General features: G+C 63.6%; 17 protein-coding genes. 16 read left to right on the forward strand and 1 reads right to left on the reverse strand.

The features are described 5' to 3' along the window. Positions 1–6: 6 nt before the first annotated feature. From SFA35_RS08160 to flhB, 10 genes are all read left to right on the forward strand, one after another. A complete protein-coding gene (locus tag SFA35_RS08160) occupies positions 7–351 on the forward strand; it encodes an Hpt domain-containing protein (RefSeq protein WP_320577081.1) in 345 nt (114 codons plus the stop codon). A 98-nt stretch (positions 352–449) separates the two neighbouring features. Further along, entirely contained in the window at positions 450–1961 is a 1512-nt protein-coding gene (locus SFA35_RS08165) for a flagellar hook-length control protein FliK (protein WP_320577083.1), read from the forward strand. A 1388-nt stretch (positions 1962–3349) separates the two neighbouring features. Continuing rightward, the gene (gene fliL / locus SFA35_RS08170; RefSeq protein WP_320577085.1) at positions 3350–3856 is read left to right on the forward strand and encodes a flagellar basal body-associated protein FliL; all 507 of its coding nucleotides are present in this window, start codon (positions 3350–3352) and stop codon (positions 3854–3856) included. 9 nt (positions 3857–3865) lie between these two features. Then, positions 3866–4834 carry a flagellar motor switch protein FliM gene (fliM, locus tag SFA35_RS08175; protein ID WP_320577087.1) on the forward strand — a complete coding sequence of 323 codons (969 nt, stop codon included), beginning with the start codon at positions 3866–3868 and terminating at the stop codon, positions 4832–4834. 51 nt (positions 4835–4885) lie between these two features. Next, complete coding sequence (fliN, locus tag SFA35_RS08180) at positions 4886–5347, forward strand: flagellar motor switch protein FliN (protein ID WP_320577089.1); 462 nt, start codon at positions 4886–4888, stop codon at positions 5345–5347. After that, entirely contained in the window at positions 5347–5874 is a 528-nt protein-coding gene (gene fliO / locus SFA35_RS08185; RefSeq protein WP_320577091.1) for a flagellar biosynthetic protein FliO, read from the forward strand. Before fliN ends, fliO begins: the two co-directional genes overlap by 1 nt. Beyond that, positions 5874–6626, forward strand: a complete 753-nt coding sequence (gene fliP, locus SFA35_RS08190; protein WP_320577093.1) for a flagellar type III secretion system pore protein FliP — start codon at positions 5874–5876, stop codon at positions 6624–6626. The genes fliO and fliP overlap by 1 nt, the downstream gene beginning before the upstream one ends. Before the next feature lie 30 nt (positions 6627–6656). Further along, complete coding sequence (gene fliQ / locus SFA35_RS08195) at positions 6657–6926, forward strand: flagellar biosynthesis protein FliQ (protein ID WP_320577095.1); 270 nt, start codon at positions 6657–6659, stop codon at positions 6924–6926. A 2-nt stretch (positions 6927–6928) separates the two neighbouring features. Further along, positions 6929–7714 carry a flagellar biosynthetic protein FliR gene (fliR, locus tag SFA35_RS08200; protein ID WP_320577098.1) on the forward strand — a complete coding sequence of 262 codons (786 nt, stop codon included), beginning with the start codon at positions 6929–6931 and terminating at the stop codon, positions 7712–7714. Position 7715: 1 nt separating this feature from the next. Then, positions 7716–8858, forward strand: coding sequence for a flagellar biosynthesis protein FlhB (gene flhB / locus SFA35_RS08205; protein WP_320577100.1), 1143 nt, complete (start codon positions 7716–7718; stop codon positions 8856–8858). Between the two features lie 173 nt (positions 8859–9031). On the opposite strand, the gene SFA35_RS08210 is transcribed toward flhB, so the two are convergent. Continuing rightward, entirely contained in the window at positions 9032–9490 is a 459-nt protein-coding gene (locus SFA35_RS08210) for an REP-associated tyrosine transposase (RefSeq protein ID WP_320577101.1), read from the reverse strand. 509 nt (positions 9491–9999) lie between these two features. Between SFA35_RS08210 and flhA the strand changes: the two genes are divergently transcribed. From flhA to SFA35_RS08240, 6 genes are all read left to right on the forward strand, one after another. Further along, positions 10000–12129, forward strand: a complete 2130-nt coding sequence (gene flhA, locus SFA35_RS08215) for a flagellar biosynthesis protein FlhA (RefSeq protein WP_320577103.1) — start codon at positions 10000–10002, stop codon at positions 12127–12129. Between the two features lie 12 nt (positions 12130–12141). Next, complete coding sequence (gene flhF, locus SFA35_RS08220; RefSeq protein WP_320577105.1) at positions 12142–13464, forward strand: flagellar biosynthesis protein FlhF; 1323 nt, start codon at positions 12142–12144, stop codon at positions 13462–13464. Between the two features lie 115 nt (positions 13465–13579). After that, positions 13580–14413, forward strand: coding sequence for a flagellar synthesis regulator FleN (gene fleN / locus SFA35_RS08225; RefSeq protein WP_320577106.1), 834 nt, complete (start codon positions 13580–13582; stop codon positions 14411–14413). Further along, on the forward strand, positions 14407–15156 hold the full coding sequence (gene fliA, locus SFA35_RS08230; protein ID WP_320578908.1) for an RNA polymerase sigma factor FliA: 750 nt from the start codon (positions 14407–14409) through the stop codon (positions 15154–15156). Before fleN ends, fliA begins: the two co-directional genes overlap by 7 nt. 115 nt (positions 15157–15271) lie before the next feature. Beyond that, positions 15272–15646 carry a chemotaxis response regulator CheY gene (locus SFA35_RS08235; protein WP_213876002.1) on the forward strand — a complete coding sequence of 125 codons (375 nt, stop codon included), beginning with the start codon at positions 15272–15274 and terminating at the stop codon, positions 15644–15646. A gap of 19 nt (positions 15647–15665) precedes the next feature. Continuing rightward, positions 15666–16454, forward strand: coding sequence for a protein phosphatase CheZ (locus SFA35_RS08240; protein ID WP_320577109.1), 789 nt, complete (start codon positions 15666–15668; stop codon positions 16452–16454). The last annotated feature ends 31 nt before the right edge of the window (positions 16455–16485 follow it).

The raw sequence follows: 16485 nt of genomic DNA on the forward strand, positions 1-16485 counted from the left end.
GAACAAGTGTCTGTCATTCATCTGGATGAAGCCGTACTCGGCGCATTGCAGGAAGTCATGGAGCAGGAGTATCCGCTGTTGCTGGATACCTTCCTCAGCGACTCCAGTGCGCGCCTCAAACAGCTGCAGCGCGCCGCCGACGCCGAGGCCTTGAGCCAGGCTGCGCACAGCCTCAAGGGCAGCAGCAGCAACATGGGTGCTGTGCAGCTGGCCGAGCTGTGCCGCCAGCTCGAGCAGCAGGCGCACCAGCTGTCGCCGGCCGAGACCGCGCAACTGCTGCAGGCCATCACCGACGAGATGGTCGTGGTGCAGCGCCTCTATACCGAGGAGCGTCAGCGCTTTCTGTCTTGAAGTCCTTCCTTCGTATCCCGCTTGAAATAAAGTTGGCCCGTCTCTTGCTATAGCTCTGGTAACCGTATTCCACGATCCCAGCTTTGCGGAGATCCGTCATGTCCCTTGCGTCAAATCCATTGCTTCAGTTGACCAGCGTCACGACGACGCCGGTCACCAGTACCAGTCCTGCCAGCAAAGTGCTGGACGCCAACAGCGACGCGGCTTCCAGCTTTGCCGAGCTGTACGCCAAGCACAGCCAGCAGGCCCAGGCCCAGGCCGACAGCAGCGCGGCGCGCAACGCCGACAAGGCGGCGGCAGTGCGTCACGACGTGCCCGCTGCCAAGGACAAGACGGTCGCCGACAAGCCGGCGGTTGCCGACAGCGGCAAGAACTTGCCAGCCAAGGCATCCACCGTGGCCAGGGCCGACAGGAACGGCACTGCCGGCAAGAGCGACAAGGTGGCCAAGGCCGACAAACCCGACGCCTCGGACCCGGCCGACAAGACCAGCGCCGCCAGCGGCAGCGACGCCAGCGATGCGACTGACAAGGTGGCGCAGGCCGGCGATCAGGACGACGATCAGGCCAGCGCCGCCAGCGATGCCGCGCCGACCGACCCGTCCCTGCTGGCCGCCGCCACGCCCCCTGAGGTCAAGCCCGAGCCCGCCCCGGCGGCGGTCGACGCCAGCGCCCAGGCTCCGCAGGCCCCGCAGATGCTGGACCCTGCCGTGGTGGCGAGCATGATGCCGGCGGCGGCGACCACGCCACCGCCCGCCAGCGCCACCGACAGCAAGGCCAGCAGCGAAGACCCGGCGCCCGATGCACTGGCCGATCTGCCGGCCGTGCGCCTGGCGCTCGAGCAGAATGCCAAGGCCCAGGGCACCACCTCGGCCCATGCCAAGACAGACGACGCGGCGCCAGGCAATGCCAACGCCAGCACCGACGCCAGCCTCGTCAATGGACTGGCGGCGCAGGTCGTCACGCAACAAGGTTCTGACGCTGATGCCGGCAAAGGCGGCGACAAAGACTTCAAGTCGCTGCTCGACGACGGCCTCAAGGACGTCAAGGGCGCCTCGGCCGACACGCGCATGGACAACTTTGCCAACCGCCTGCAGAACCTAACCGACGCGACCACAGCCAAGACTGCCAACGCCGCCCCGCTGTCCACCGCCCTGGCGATGAACCAGGGTGGCTGGAGTGAAGGGCTGGTCAACCGGGTCATGTACCTGTCGAGCCAGAACCTCAAGTCGGCGGACATCCAGCTGTCGCCGGCCGAGTTGGGCACCTTGAACATCCGCGTCGACATGGCGCCGGACCAGCAGACCCAGGTGACTTTCGTCAGCGCCCACATCGGCGTGCGCGATGCCCTGGAAAGCCAGCAGGGTCGCCTCAAGGAAATGTTCGCCCAGCAAGGCCTGGGGCAGATGGACGTCAACGTCTCCGACCAGTCGCGCAACCAGCAGGGCCAGCAGCAACAGGCCGACCAGGCCAGCCGCGCGGCGAACAGCTCGCGCGGTGGCAGCAGCAGCGACAGCGGCGGCGTGGAAGGCATCGACAGCTCGGCTGGCGCGGCCGCCGCAGTGGCGCAGAGCGTGGTGATCGGCTCCAGTGCGGTGGATTATTACGCCTGACCGTGAATGCCGTGGCGGCTGACACCGGCCGCCATCGCGGCCTATCGCGGCCTATCGCGGTTTTCGCGCACTCCCACATTTGTTTCGGGCGCATGCATCCAGATGCATCACCTATGACCGCTTGGTGCCTGGCGGTCTATCGTCGGACGGCAAAGGCGGTCGCGGTGATGCCACGGAATGCAACAGATGGGGTGCTGCGCCTTCGACGTGGGAGGGGCATGGCCCCGAGAGGCCGCAGGCCGGTTTGATCTTCGATCAGATTAGGGCCTGACCTGGAATGCAATCACGGCTACCACCGGCCGCCCGCGCGGCCTGATCGCGGGCTTCGCGCGCTCTCACATTTGTTTCGGGCGCATGCATCCAGATGCATCACCTATGACCGCTTGGTGCCTGGCGGTCTATCGTCGGACGGCAAAGGCGGTCGCGGTGATGCCACGGAATGCAACAGATGTAGGAGCGCGCGAAGCCCGCGATCAGGCCGCGTGGGCGGCGGGTGGTGGCCATATTGGACATTTCGCCGGTCGCCAGGAAGATCAAACCGGCCTGCCGGCCTCTCGGGGCCATGCCCCTCCCACTTCGTGGGGTGTTGCGCCTTCGACGTGGGAAGGGCATGGCCACGATAGGCCGCAGGCCGGATTGATCTTCGATCAGATCCAGGGCCTGACCTGGAATGCAATCACGGCTACCACCGGCCGCCCGCGCGGCCTATCGCGGGCTTCGCGCGCTCCCACATTTGTTTCGGGCGCATGCATCCAGATGCATCACCTAGGACCGCTTGGTGCCTGGCGGTCTATCGTCGGACGGCAAAGGCGGTCGCGGTGATGCCACTGAATGCAACAGATGTAGGAGCGCGCGAAGCCCGCGATCAGGCCGCGCGGGCGGCCGGTGGTGGCCATATTGGACATTTCGCCGGTCGCCAGGAAGATCAAACCGGCCTGCCGGCCTCTCGGGGCCATGCCCCTCCCACTTCGTGGGGTGCTGCGCCTTCGACGTGGGAGGGGCATGGCCCCGAGAGGCCGCAGGCCGGATTGATCTTCGATCAGATCCAGGGCTAGGCCTTGAATTCAATCACGGCCACCACCGGCCGCCCGCGCGGCCTATCGCGGGCTTCGCGCGCTCCCACATTTGTTTCGGGCGCATGCATCCAGATGCATCACCTATGACCGCTTGGTGCCTGGCGGTCTATCGTCGGACGGCAAAGGCGGTCGCGGTGATGCCACTGAATGCAACAGATGTAGGAGCGCGCGAAGCCCGCGATCAGGTCGCGCGCGCGGCCGCTAGTAGCCATGTTGAACTCAAGGCCGAACCTCCCCGGAACAATCTGGCATAACCCTTGCTCAACTATCCCCAGCACTCGTAAATTCCTCGACTGGTGACGGATTATTGGCATGGCGACGACCGAAGCGGCAAAAGACACCACCGAAGCAAAGCCCAAAGGCAAACTCAAGCTGATCATCATCATCGTCGTGGCGCTGCTGGTGGCCATTGGCGGGTCAGTGGGCGGTACCTGGTTCTTCCTGCACAAGCCTGCCGAAGTGAAGCCGGCTGCCGACGCGGCCAAGACCAGCGGCAAGCAGCCGGCACTCTACGAGCCACTTTCCCCAGCTTTCGTGGTCAACTACAAACAGAACGGTCGCGACCGCTACATGCAGGTCAGCATTACCCTGCAAGCGCGCAACCAGGCTGATCTCGATGCGCTGAAAGTGCATATGCCGGTGATTCGCAATAACCTGGTGATGATGTTCTCCGGCCAGAGTTTCGACACCCTGAACACCCCGATCGGCCAGGAAATGCTTCGGCAGAAAGCCACGGCCAGTGTCCAGGAAGTCGCGCAGAAAGAAGTGGGCAAGCCGGTCATCGACCAGCTGCTCTTCACCAACTTCGTATTGCAGTAGGAACACGACATGGCCGTGCAGGACCTGCTGTCCCAGGACGAGATCGACGCGCTGCTGCATGGCGTCGACGATGGGCTCGTCACCACAGAAAGTTCCGGCGAGATCGGTAGCGTCAAGGCCTATGACCTGACCAGCCAGGACCGCATCGTCCGGGGGCGCATGCCGACCCTGGAAATGATCAACGAGCGGTTTGCCCGCTACACCCGCATCAGCATGTTCAACCTGCTGCGCCGTTCGGCGGACGTGGCGGTGGGCGGCGTGCAGGTGATGAAGTTTGGCGAGTACGTGCATTCGCTGTACGTGCCGACCAGCCTCAACCTGGTCAAGGTCAAGCCATTGCGCGGCACCGGGCTGTTCATCCTCGACGCCAAGCTGGTGTTCAAGCTGGTGGACAACTTCTTCGGGGGCGACGGCCGCCACGCCAAGATCGAGGGGCGTGAATTCACTCCCACCGAACTGCGCGTGGTGCGCATCGTGCTCGACCAGTGCTTCATCGACTTGAAGGAAGCCTGGCACGCGATCATGGACGTCAATTTCGAGTACATCAGCTCGGAAGTGAACCCGGCCATGGCCAATATCGTCGGCCCCAGCGAGGCCGTGGTGGTGTCCACCTTCCACATCGAGCTGGACGGCGGCGGCGGCGACCTGCACGTGACCATGCCGTACTCGATGATCGAGCCGGTGCGCGAGATGCTCGACGCCGGTTTCCAGTCCGACCTCGACGACCAGGACGAACGCTGGAGCAAGGCGCTGCGCGAAGACGTGCTGGATGTCAGCGTGCCGGTGGGTGCCACGGTTGCCCGGCGCCAGCTCAAGCTGCGCGACATCCTGCATATGCAGCCTGGTGACGTGATTCCGGTCGAGCTGCCCGACCACCTGGTGTTGCGCGCCAACGGCGTGCCGTCGTTCAAGGCCAAGCTGGGCTCGCACAAGGGCCACCTGGCCTTGCAAGTCATCGAGCCGATCGAGCGCCGCTAAGTCCCGGCACTCTCGGTTCACCCCAACTATTTTGACCGTCGAGGAAAACTGATGGCTGACAAGAACGATACTCCCCAGGACGATCAGGCCCTGGCTGACGAGTGGGCTGCGGCCCTGAGTGAATCCGGCGACGCCGGGCAGGACGACATCGACGCCTTGCTCGCCGCCGACGCAGCCAAATCCAGCGGCTCGCGCCTGGCCATGGAAGAGTTCGGCGCCTCGCCGCGCGGCAACGATCACGTGAGCCTGGAAGGGCCCAACCTGGACGTGATTCTCGACATCCCGGTGACCATCTCCATGGAAGTCGGCAGTACCGACATCAACATTCGCAACCTGCTGCAACTCAACCAGGGCTCGGTGATCGAGCTCGATCGCCTGGCCGGCGAGCCGCTCGACGTGCTGGTCAACGGCACGCTGATCGCTCATGGCGAGGTGGTGGTGGTCAACGAGAAGTTCGGTATTCGCCTGACTGACGTGATCAGCCCCAGCGAACGTATCAAGAAGCTGCGTTGATGAGCGGCCTGAGCCGGGTCGTCGCCAGCGTCGCGCTGTGGCTGCCGCTCGCGGCGCTGGCGGCCGAGCCCATGGTCAACCCGGCCGCCGGCCCGGCCACGGCGCCCGCGGCCGTCGCACCTATGACCACCGTTGCGACCACCGTGCCCATGGCCAACGCTGCCCTGAGCGGCGTCGGCGCCGGTCTGGGTGGCGAAGTGTTGCAGTTGATTCTCGGCCTGGCCCTGGTGCTGGGCCTGATCTTTGCCATGGCCTGGGTGTTGCGCCGGGTGCAGCTCAACGGCGGCCGCGGCGCCGGCCAGTTGATCGAGCTGGTCGGCTCGCGAGCCCTGGGCCCGCGCGACCGGCTGGTGCTGGTGCAAGTTGGCAGCGAGCAGATCCTGCTCGGCATCTCGCCCGGCCAGATCACCGCGCTGCACGTGCTCAAGGAACCCGTGATCAGCCCCGCCAAGACCGAGCAGGCCACGCCTGAATTCGCCCAGCGCCTGATGGAACTGCTGGGCAAGGATCAGAAGGATAAGAAGTGATGCGCGCGTTCCGCCTGTGCCTGACGCTGTTGCTGTTGATTGCGGCGCCCATGGCGATGGCTGCCGACCCCCTGCAGATCCCGGCCATCTCCATGACCAGTGGCGCCAACGGCCAGCAGGAGTATTCGGTCAACCTGCAGATCCTGCTGATCATGACCGCGCTGAGCTTCATTCCAGCGTTCGTCATGCTCATGACCAGCTTTACCCGCATCATCATCGTCTTCTCCATCCTGCGCCAGGCCCTGGGCCTGCAGCAGACGCCGTCCAACCAGCTGCTCACCGGCATGGCGCTGTTTCTGACCATGTTCATCATGGCGCCGGTCTTCGACAAGGTGAACAACGAGGCGCTGCAACCCTACCTGGCGCAGAAGCTCAGCGCCCAGGATGCGGTGGTCAAGGCGTCCGGCCCGGTCAAGGACTTCATGCTGGCGCAGACCCGGCAGAGCGACCTGGACCTGTTCATGCGCCTGTCCAAGCGCACCGACATCGCCTCGCCGGACCAGGCGCCGCTGAACATCATCGTGCCGGCCTTCGTCACCTCGGAGCTCAAGACCGCCTTTCAGATCGGCTTCATGATCTTCATCCCGTTCCTGATCATCGACCTGGTGATTTCCAGCGTGCTGATGGCCATGGGCATGATGATGCTGTCGCCGCTGATCATCTCCCTGCCGTTCAAGATCATGCTGTTCGTGCTCGTGGACGGCTGGGCCCTCATCATCGGCACGCTGGCCGGAAGTTTCGGTGGCGTCTGACGCCGCCGTGCCGCCTAGGAGAATCTCGCCATGACCCCTGAAGTCGCCGTCGATCTGTTCCGCCAGGCCCTGTGGCTGACCACCGTGATGGTGGCGATCCTGGTCTTGCCCAGCCTGCTGGTGGGCCTGGTAGTGGCCGTGTTCCAGGCGGCCACGCAGATCAACGAACAGACCCTGAGCTTCCTGCCGCGCATGCTGATCATGCTGGTGACCCTGATCGTGATCGGGCCGTGGATGGTGCGTACCTTCATGGAGTACATCACCAACCTGTACACCAGCATCCCGCAAGTCATCGGCTGAGCATGAACTCGCTGCTGCAGCTGACCGACACGCAGATCCAGAGCTGGGTCGCCAGCTTCATGCTGCCGCTGTTCCGGGTGGCGGCGATGCTCATGGCCATGCCGATCATCGGCACCACCCTGGTGTCGACGCGCATCCGCCTGTACCTGGCGGTGGCCATCACCGTGTGCATCGCCCCAGGCCTGCCGGCGATGCCGCCGGTGCATGCCCTGGACCTCAGCGGCCTGTTGCTGGTGGCCGAAGAGATCATCATCGGCACCATGCTCGGCTTCTCCCTGCAGTTTCTCTTCCAGGCCTTCGTGGTGGCCGGGCAGATCATCGCCACGCAGATGGGCATGACCTTCGCCGCCATGGTCGATCCCACCAACGGCACCCAGTCACCGGTGGTGGGGCAGTTCTTCACCATGCTGGTGACCTTGCTGTTCCTGTCCATGAACGGCCACCACGTGGTCTTCGAGGTGCTCACCGAAAGCTTCACCACGCTGCCGGTCGGCGCCACCTTGCTGACCAGCAAATTGTGGGACATCGTGCTGCGCATGGGCTGGGTGCTGGGGGCCGGTATCCTGCTGGTATTGCCGGCGATCACCGCGCTGCTGGTGATCAACGTGGCGTTCGGCGTGATGACCCGCGCCGCGCCGCAGCTGAATATCTTCTCCATTGGCGTGCCGCTGACCCTGGTGATCGGCATGGTCATTCTCTGGCTGAGCATGGGCGACATTCTCAACCAGTACGAGCCGCTGGCGACCCAGTCGCTGCAGTGGTTGCGAAGCCTGGCGGGAGGCGGCTGACATGGCGGAAAGCGAAAGCGGCGCGGACAAGACAGAAGACCCCACCGACAAGCGCAAGAAGGACGCCCGCGAGAAGGGCGAGATCGCCCGCTCCCGGGAACTCAATACCCTGGTGGTGATGCTGGCCGGGACCGGCGGCTTGTTGGCGTTTGGCGGCGGCATGGCGCAGATGATGCTCGACCTCATGCGCAGGAATTTCACCCTCAGCCGTGAGGTCATCGTCGACCAGCGCTACATGGGCATCTTTCTGCTGCAGTCGGGCAAGGCGGCGATCCTTGCCACCCAGCCGTTCATGATCCTGATGGTGCTGGCCGCCATCATCGGCCCGCTGTCGCTGGGCGGCTGGCTGTTCTCCATGGGCGCCATGGCGCCCAAGTTCAGCCGCATGAACCCGGCAGCCGGGCTCAAGCGGATGTTCTCGGCGCGCTCGGTCACCGAGCTGCTCAAGGCCGTGGGCAAGTTCTCGCTGACCTTGTTCATCGGTTTGATGGTGCTGCGCAAGGACCGTCCGGAGATCCTCGCCATCGCCCACCAACCGCTGGAGAGCGCCATCCTGCACAGTGTGCAGCTGGTCGGCTGGAGCGCGCTGTGGATGTCCTGCGGGCTGATCATCATCGCCGCGCTGGACGCGCCGTTCCAGCTGTACAGCTTCAACGAAAAGATGAAGATGACCAAGCAGGAGGTCAAGGACGAGCACAAGGATTCCGAGGGCCGTCCGGAGGTCAAGGGCCGCATCCGCCAGATGCAGCGCGAGATGTCGCAGCGGCGCATGATGGCCGCCGTGCCCCAGGCCGACGTGGTCATCACCAACCCGACTCACTACGCCGTGGCCCTTAAATACGACCCGGAGAAAGGCAACGCGCCGATGCTGGTGGCCAAGGGCAGCGACTTCGTGGCCCTGAAGATCCGCGAAATCGCCACGCAGAACCAGATCCAGCTGCTGGAATCGCCCGCGCTGGCGCGCTCGATCTACTACTCCACCGAGCTTGACCAGCCGATCCCCGCCGGCCTGTACCTGGCCGTCGCCCAGGTGCTGGCCTACGTCTACCAGATCCGCCAATACCGCGCCGGCCAGGGCAAACCCCGGCCCAAGCCGCCGGGCGATGACCTGCCGATTCCCGAGGATCTGCGGCGCGACGAGTAGGCGTGGGCATGCGCCCGGCGGGATGTCCAATATGGCCACCACCGGCCGCCCGCGCGGCCTATCGCGGGCTTCGCGCGCTCCCACGTTTGTTTTGCCCGCATTGCGCCAGTGGCATTACCTATGACCGCCTTCGCGTGGCGAGCTGAACACGTAGGAGCGCGCGAAGCCCGCGATCAATCTCCAATCCAGCACGCGTCCCACAGTGGATAATCTCCAATGCGTGCGACCAGGCCGGCCTCCAGCGGATTGCGCAGAATGTAACGCGCCACCTGCCGAAGATCCTCGTCACGCCGGAGCGCATGATCATGGAATCCCCGCTGCCAGATGGGGCCGCTTCGCCCAATGGCCTTGTTGACTGCCAGAGCGGAGCGGCCTTTGACCTGGCGCACGACTGTCTCGATGCTGCCCGACTGAAGCTCCACAAGCCAATGTAGATGGTCGGGCATGACCACCCACGCGATGCTTCGGGCACGGCCCTGGTCCTGCTGCGCTTTGAGCTCATTGACCACCCGTCTGCCAAGCCGCCAGTCTTGAAAGACCGGGAGGCGGCCCATTGTGACGGTTGTAATGATGTAGCAGCGCCCGATCTCGGATACTCGCGCGATTCTGAGTGTGTTCCCTTTCCATGGCATTCCGTTGCCCTCCTTATGTGTGGAGGGTAACCGTAGAGGGTTTACTGGTGGGTTGGTCCGGAAATGTGCTGGCGGATGTTTCATCGCGCCCGGCAGGATGTTCAATATGGCCACCACCGGCCGCCCGCGCGGCCTATCGCGGGCTTCGCGCGCTCCCACGTTCGTTTAGCCCGCGTTCCGCCAGCGGCCATCACCTATGACCGCCTTGGCGCCCGGCGATATGACGTCGAACATCAAAAGCGGTCATAGGAGATGCTACTGGACGCATATATATCGAAACAGACGTGGGAGCGCGCGAAGCCCGCGATAGGCCGCGCGGGCGGCCGGTGGTGGCCATATTGGACCTCTCGACGAACACTCACCCCCATATTGGACCTCTCGCTATTTCCCGCCTGTATCCCCCTCGACACAACTTTGCAATTCTTTAGGGAAAGTTGGAAAGCTTCTTGCACAAGCCTTGTTACAACGCCTTGGGCGTCAAAAGATTGCTTGCACAATGGGGTACGTCGGTGGATCGCTCACAACTGATCAATACGGTTCGCAGCAACGCCAAGGGCCTGGGGCAGGGCAGCCTCGGCGTGCCTCTGTTGTTGCTGGTGATGTTGGCAATGATGATGTTGCCGATTCCGTCGTTCCTCCTCGACGTGTTCTTCACTTTCAACATTGCCTTGTCCATCGTCGTGCTGCTGGTCTGCGTGTACGCCATGCGGCCGCTGGACTTCGCCGTGTTCCCGACCATCCTGCTGGTGGCCACCCTGCTGCGCCTGGCGCTCAACGTCGCCTCGACGCGGGTGGTGATGCTCCACGGCCAGGAGGGCCACGCTGCGGCGGGCAAGGTGATCCAGGCGTTCGGTGAGGTGGTGATCGGCGGCAACTACGTGGTCGGTATGGTGGTGTTCGCCATTCTCATGATCATCAACTTCGTGGTGGTGACCAAGGGCGCCGGGCGCATCTCCGAGGTGAGCGCGCGCTTCACGCTGGACGCCATGCCCGGCAAGCAGATGGCCATCGACGCCGACCTCAACGCCGGCATCATCGACCAGAACCAGGCCAAGGCCCGGCGTATGGAAGTGGCGGCAGAGGCCGAGTTCTACGGGTCGATGGACGGTGCCAGCAAATTCGTCCGCGGTGACGCCGTCGCCGGCCTGCTGATTCTCTTTATCAACCTGCTCGGCGGCATGGCCGTGGGCATGATCCAGCACGGCATGAGCTTTGCCGACGCCGGCAAGGTCTACGCCCTGCTGACCATCGGTGACGGCCTGGTGGCGCAGTTGCCTTCGCTGCTGCTGTCCACTGCCGCCGCCATCATGGTGACCCGTGCGTCGGGCTCCGAAGAAATGGGCAAGCAGATCCACCGGCAGATGTTCGCCTCGCCCAAGGCGCTGGCGGTGTCGGGTGGCCTGATGGCGGTCATGGGCCTGGTGCCCGGCATGCCGCACCTGTCGTTCCTCAGCCTGGCGGCCATGGCTGTGGGCGGCGCGTACCTGCTGTGGCAGAAACAGAACCTGGTCAAGGAGCAGGCCCTGGCCGAAGTGGCGCGCCAGCAGGAGATGCTGCCGTCGCCAACCCGCACCCAGGAAACCAAGGAGCTGGGCTGGGACGACGTCACGCCCATCGATATGATCGGCCTGGAAGTGGGCTATCGGCTGATTCCGCTGGTGGACCGCAACCAGGGTGGCCAGCTGCTCGCGCGGATCAAGGGTGTGCGCAAGAAGCTCTCCCAGGACCTGGGCTTTCTCATGCCCACCGTGCACATTCGCGACAACCTCGACCTGGCGCCCAGCGCCTATCGCCTGACGCTGATGGGGGTGATCCTCGCCGAAGCGGAGATCTACCCCGACCGCGAGCTGGCGATCAATCCTGGTCAGGTGTTCGGCACCCTCAACGGCATCACCGCCAAAGATCCGGCTTTTGGCCTGGACGCGGTATGGATCGAGTTGAGTTTGCGTAGCCAGGCGCAATCTTTAGGCTATACCGTGGTCGATGCCAGTACAGTAGTGGCAACGCACTTGAACCAGATCCTGTCCAAGCACGCTCACGAGCTGATTGGCCACGAGGAAGTCCAGCAATTGCTGCAAGTACTGGCCAAAGGCTCGCCCAAGCTGGCTGAAGAGCTGGTGCCGGGTGTGCTGTCGTTGTCGGCGCTGCTCAAGGTGTTGCAGGCATTGCTGTCCGAACAGGTCCCGGTCCGCGATATCCGCAGCATAGCCGAGGCTATCGCCAACAACGCGGCCAGGAGTCAAGATACTGCCGCTTTGGTGGCACACGTGCGGGTCGGTTTGTCCCGCGCCATCGTCCAAAGCATTGTAGGCATTGAGCCGGAGCTGCCTGTGATCACGCTGGAGCCAAGGTTGGAACAGATCTTGCTCAATAGTCTTCAGAAGGCGGGTCAGGGTCAGGAAGAAGGCGTTTTGCTGGAACCGAGCATGGCCGAGAAGTTGCAGCGTTCGTTGATAGACGCCGCACAGCGCCAGGAAATGCAAGGCCAGCCAGTGATCCTGCTGGTGGCCGGGCCGGTTCGAGCGATGCTTTCGCGGTTTGGGCGTCTGGCGGTACCGAATCTGCATGTGTTGGCTTACCAGGAAATTCCTGACAACAAGCAAGTGACTATCGTCGCGACAGTAGGGCCCAACGGCTGAGGGTGATGGGTTATGCAAGTGAAGCGTTTTTTCGCCGCCGATATGCGTCAGGCCATGAAATTGGTCCGCGACGAGCTGGGCGCCGATGCCGCGATTATCGGTAACCGCCGCATCGCCGGCGGTGTCGAGCTGACGGCTGCGCTGGACTACAAGCTGTCGGCGCTGGCCCCCCGCGTACCCAACATCGAGCTGGAAGATGAACTGCGCAAGACCCAATCGCGTATCGTTTCCGCCCAGGCCGAACTGAGCAACCGCAGCGACAGCGACGGCGCCAACAACCGCCAGCTGTTCGCCGGCCTGCCGTTGACCGCCTCCGAGCCGCTGGTCGAGCCCAATTTCGTCGAGCCGGTGCGCCCCGCCGCAGCTGTGGCCCCTGCGCAGCCCGCGGTCGACCAGCGTCTGTTCGACTCCATGCGTTCGGAGCTCAACGGCCTGCGCGAGCTGCTGGAAGTGCAACTCGGCTCGCTGGCCTGGACCCAGCTGCAAGGCAGCCAGCCGGAGCAGGCCAACCTCTGGCGCCGCCTGCAACGCATCGGCCTGTCCGGCCCACTGTCGCGCGAGCTGCTGAGCCTGACCGGTGAAATTCGTGAACCTCGCCAGGCCTGGCGCATGCTGCTGGCCCACCTGGCGCGGATGATCCATACCCCGGAAGTCGAGCCACTGGAAGAGGGCGGTGTGATTGCCATGGTCGGCCCGGCCGGCATGGGCAAGACCACCACCCTGGCCAAGCTGGCGGCGCGCTACGTACTCAAGTACGGCGCCCAGAGCATCGCCCTGGTGAGCATGGACAGTTTTCGCATCGGCGCCCAGGAGCAACTCAAGACCCTGGGGCGGATCCTCAACGTTTCGGTGACCCAGGTCGACCCGGGCCAGTCGCTCGGCCAGGCATTGGAGCCACTGCTGCGCAAGCGCGTGATCCTGATCGACACTGCCGGCCTGCAGGCCAGCGACCCGGCCCTGCGCATGCAACTGGAAAGCCTGGCCGGGCGCGGCATTCGCGCCCGCAACTACCTGGTACTGGCCACCACCAGCCAGAAGCAGGTGCTGACCGCCGCCTATCACAGCTACAAGCGCTGTGGCCTGGCCGGTTGCATCCTGACCAAATTGGATGAAACGGCGAGTCTCGGCGAAGTGCTGAGCCTGGCCATCAGTACCGAATTGCCAGTGGCCTACCTCACGGACGGCCCGCGCATTCCGGACGATTTGCACCTGCCGCGCCGGCACCAGCTGGTCAGCCGCGCGGTGAACGTGCAAATGCAGGAGGAGCCCAGCGAAGAGGCCATGGCCGATATGTTCGCTGACCTCTACCACAGCCCTGACAAGCGTGTGGGCTGAGGGAGATGGGTGAGATGACGTTCCAAACTACCTACATCGATGGTCTGCATGCCCTGGTTGTCCAGGCGCAGTCGGTCGTGTGGCCTCGGTCTAAGTGACAAGGTAAACAACGAACATGGGCAGCATGCATCCCGTACAGGTGATCGCGGTGACCGGCGGCAAGGGTGGCGTCGGCAAGACTAACGTGTCAGTGAACTTGTCTCTGGCGTTGGCCGAGCTTGGCCGCAGGGTCATGCTTCTGGACGCCGACCTGGGGCTGGCGAACGTCGACGTCCTGCTGGGGCTGACACCCAAACGCACCCTGGCCGACGTGATCGAAGGCCGCTGCGAGCTGCGCGACGTGATGTTGCAAGGCCCCGGCGGGATCCGCATCGTGCCGGCCGCGTCGGGCACCCAGAGCATGGTGCACCTGTCGCCTGCGCAGCACGCCGGATTGATCCAGGCGTTCAGCGACGTCGGCGACAACCTCGACGTGCTGGTGATCGACACGGCCGCCGGTATCGGCGAGTCGGTGGTCAGCTTCGTGCGCGCCGCTCAGGAGGTCCTGCTGGTGGTGTGCGACGAGCCGACCTCGATCACCGACGCCTACGCCCTGATCAAGTTGCTCAATCGGGACTACGGCATGAACCGTTTCCGGGTGCTGGCCAACATGGCCCAGAGCCCGCAGGAAGGTCGCAACCTGTTCGCCAAGCTGACCAAGGTGACCGACCGCTTCCTCGACGTTGCACTGCAGTATGTCGGTGCCGTGCCGTACGACGAGTGCGTACGCAAGGCGGTGCAAAAACAACGCGCGGTGTACGAAGCTTTCCCGCGTTCCAAATGTGCCCTGGCGTTCAAGGCCATTGCCCAGAAGGTCGATACCTGGCCGTTGCCCGCCAACCCGCGGGGGCACCTGGAGTTCTTCGTCGAACGTCTGGTTCAGCAAACTAGCGCAGGGCCCGTATCATGAGCGCGAGCGGATATCGTATGTACAGCAAGGCTTCCCGCGAGTCCCAGCAGTACGAGTTGATCGAGCGCTATGCGCCTCTGGTCAAGCGAATCGCCTATCACCTGCTGGCGCGCCTGCCAGCCAGCGTGCAGGTGGAGGACCTGATCCAGGCCGGCATGATCGGCCTGCTCGAGGTGTCCACCAAGTACGACTCGAGCAAGGGCGCCAGTTTCGAGACCTACGCGGGTATCCGTATCCGTGGCGCGATGCTCGATGAAGTGCGCAAAGGTGACTGGGCACCCCGTTCGGTGCACCGCAATACGCGCATGGTCAGCGACGCGATTCGCGCAATCGAGGCAAAAACTGGCCGCGACGCTAAAGATCACGAGGTTGCTGCCGAACTCAAGTTGAGTCTCGACGATTACTACGGGATCTTGAACGATACCTTGGGCAGCCGGCTGTTCAGTTTCGACGACCTGTTGCAGGACGGCGGCGAACACGAAGGCTTGCATGAAGATGGCGCCAGCGGTTCGCTGGAGCCCTCGCGTGACCTGGAGGACGAACGCTTCCAGGCGGCCCTGGCCGACGCGATCGCCGGCTTGCCGGAGCGCGAGAAGCTGGTCCTGGCGTTGTATTACGACGAGGAGCTGAACCTCAAGGAAATCGGCGAGGTATTGGGGGTCAGCGAGTCGCGTGTCAGCCAGTTGCACAGCCAGTGCGCGGCACGTCTGCGCGGCCGGCTGGGCGAGTGGCGAGCGCGATAGCGGGTAACGGGAATGCCTGACAGCAGTCGCTGGAAGATAAAAATCGGATTTGATTGAACGCCCGCCCAGGGTCTGGGCGAGTCAAGACTGCTTGGAGGTCTAATTGGACAAGAACATGAAAATCCTCATCGTTGACGATTTTTCGACGATGCGGCGGATCATCAAGAACCTGTTGCGTGATCTGGGCTTTACCAACACGTCCGAGGCCGATGATGGCAACACGGCGCTGCCGATGCTGCAAAGCGGTGGGTTCGACTTTTTGGTGACCGACTGGAACATGCCCGGCATGTCCGGCATCGACCTGCTCAAGCAGGTGCGTGCCGATGACCGCCTCAAGCACCTGCCGGTGCTGATGGTGACCGCCGAAGCCAAGCGCGAGCAGATCATCGAAGCCGCCCAGGCCGGCGTCAACGGCTATGTGGTCAAGCCTTTCACCGCTCAGGTGCTGAAAGAAAAAATCGAGAAGATTTTCGAGCGCGTCAACAGCTGATGACCGCCACGGGGGCGCAATGGACCAGAAAAAGAATTCTTTGGGGGACTTCGAGTCGACCCTGAAGAAACATGCCGTCGAACTGGTGGACAGCCTTGAAAAAGGCAAGTTCGGCGACGCGGTGCAGTTGATCCATGAGCTGAACCAGACCCGTGATCGCGGCTTGTATCAGGAAGTCGGCAAGCTGACGCGCGAGTTGCACAGCGCCATCGTCAGCTTCCAGATCGACCCGCACATGCCGCAGGCCGAGGAGGTCTCGCAGATCACCGACGCCACGGAGCGGCTGTCCTATGTCGTGCGGCTGACCGAGAACGCGGCCAACCGGACCATGGACCTGGTGGAGCAGAGCACGCCGGTGATGAACGCGCTGAGCGACGAAGCCCATGCCCTGAGCGTCGACTGGCAGCGCTTCATGCGCCGGGAAATCGGCGCCGAGGAGTTCCGCGAGCTGGCTCGTCGGGTCGACGGCTTCCTGACGCGCAGCGAGCAGGGCAACCGCGAGGTGGGCAGCCACCTCAACGACATCCTGCTGGCCCAGGACTACCAGGACCTGACCGGGCAGGTGATCAAGCGCGTTACGCAATTGGTCACGGAAGTGGAAAGCAACCTGCTCAAACTGGTGTTGATGGCCAGCCAGGTGGACCGCTTCGCGGGCATCGAACACGACCATCAGCAGCTTCGCGATGAAAAAGATCACGAAATACATCCTGCCAGGGGTGAAGGTCCGCAGATTCATGCCGATAAACGTGAAGACGTTGTATCCGGTCAAGACGATGTCGACGATCTGCTGTCCAGCCTGGGCTTCTAAGCAACACCCAGGCTCGTGATTACTTCATTCC

The organism is Pseudomonas sp. HR96, assembly GCF_034059295.1.
Taxonomy (GTDB): Bacteria; Pseudomonadota; Gammaproteobacteria; order Pseudomonadales; family Pseudomonadaceae; genus Aquipseudomonas.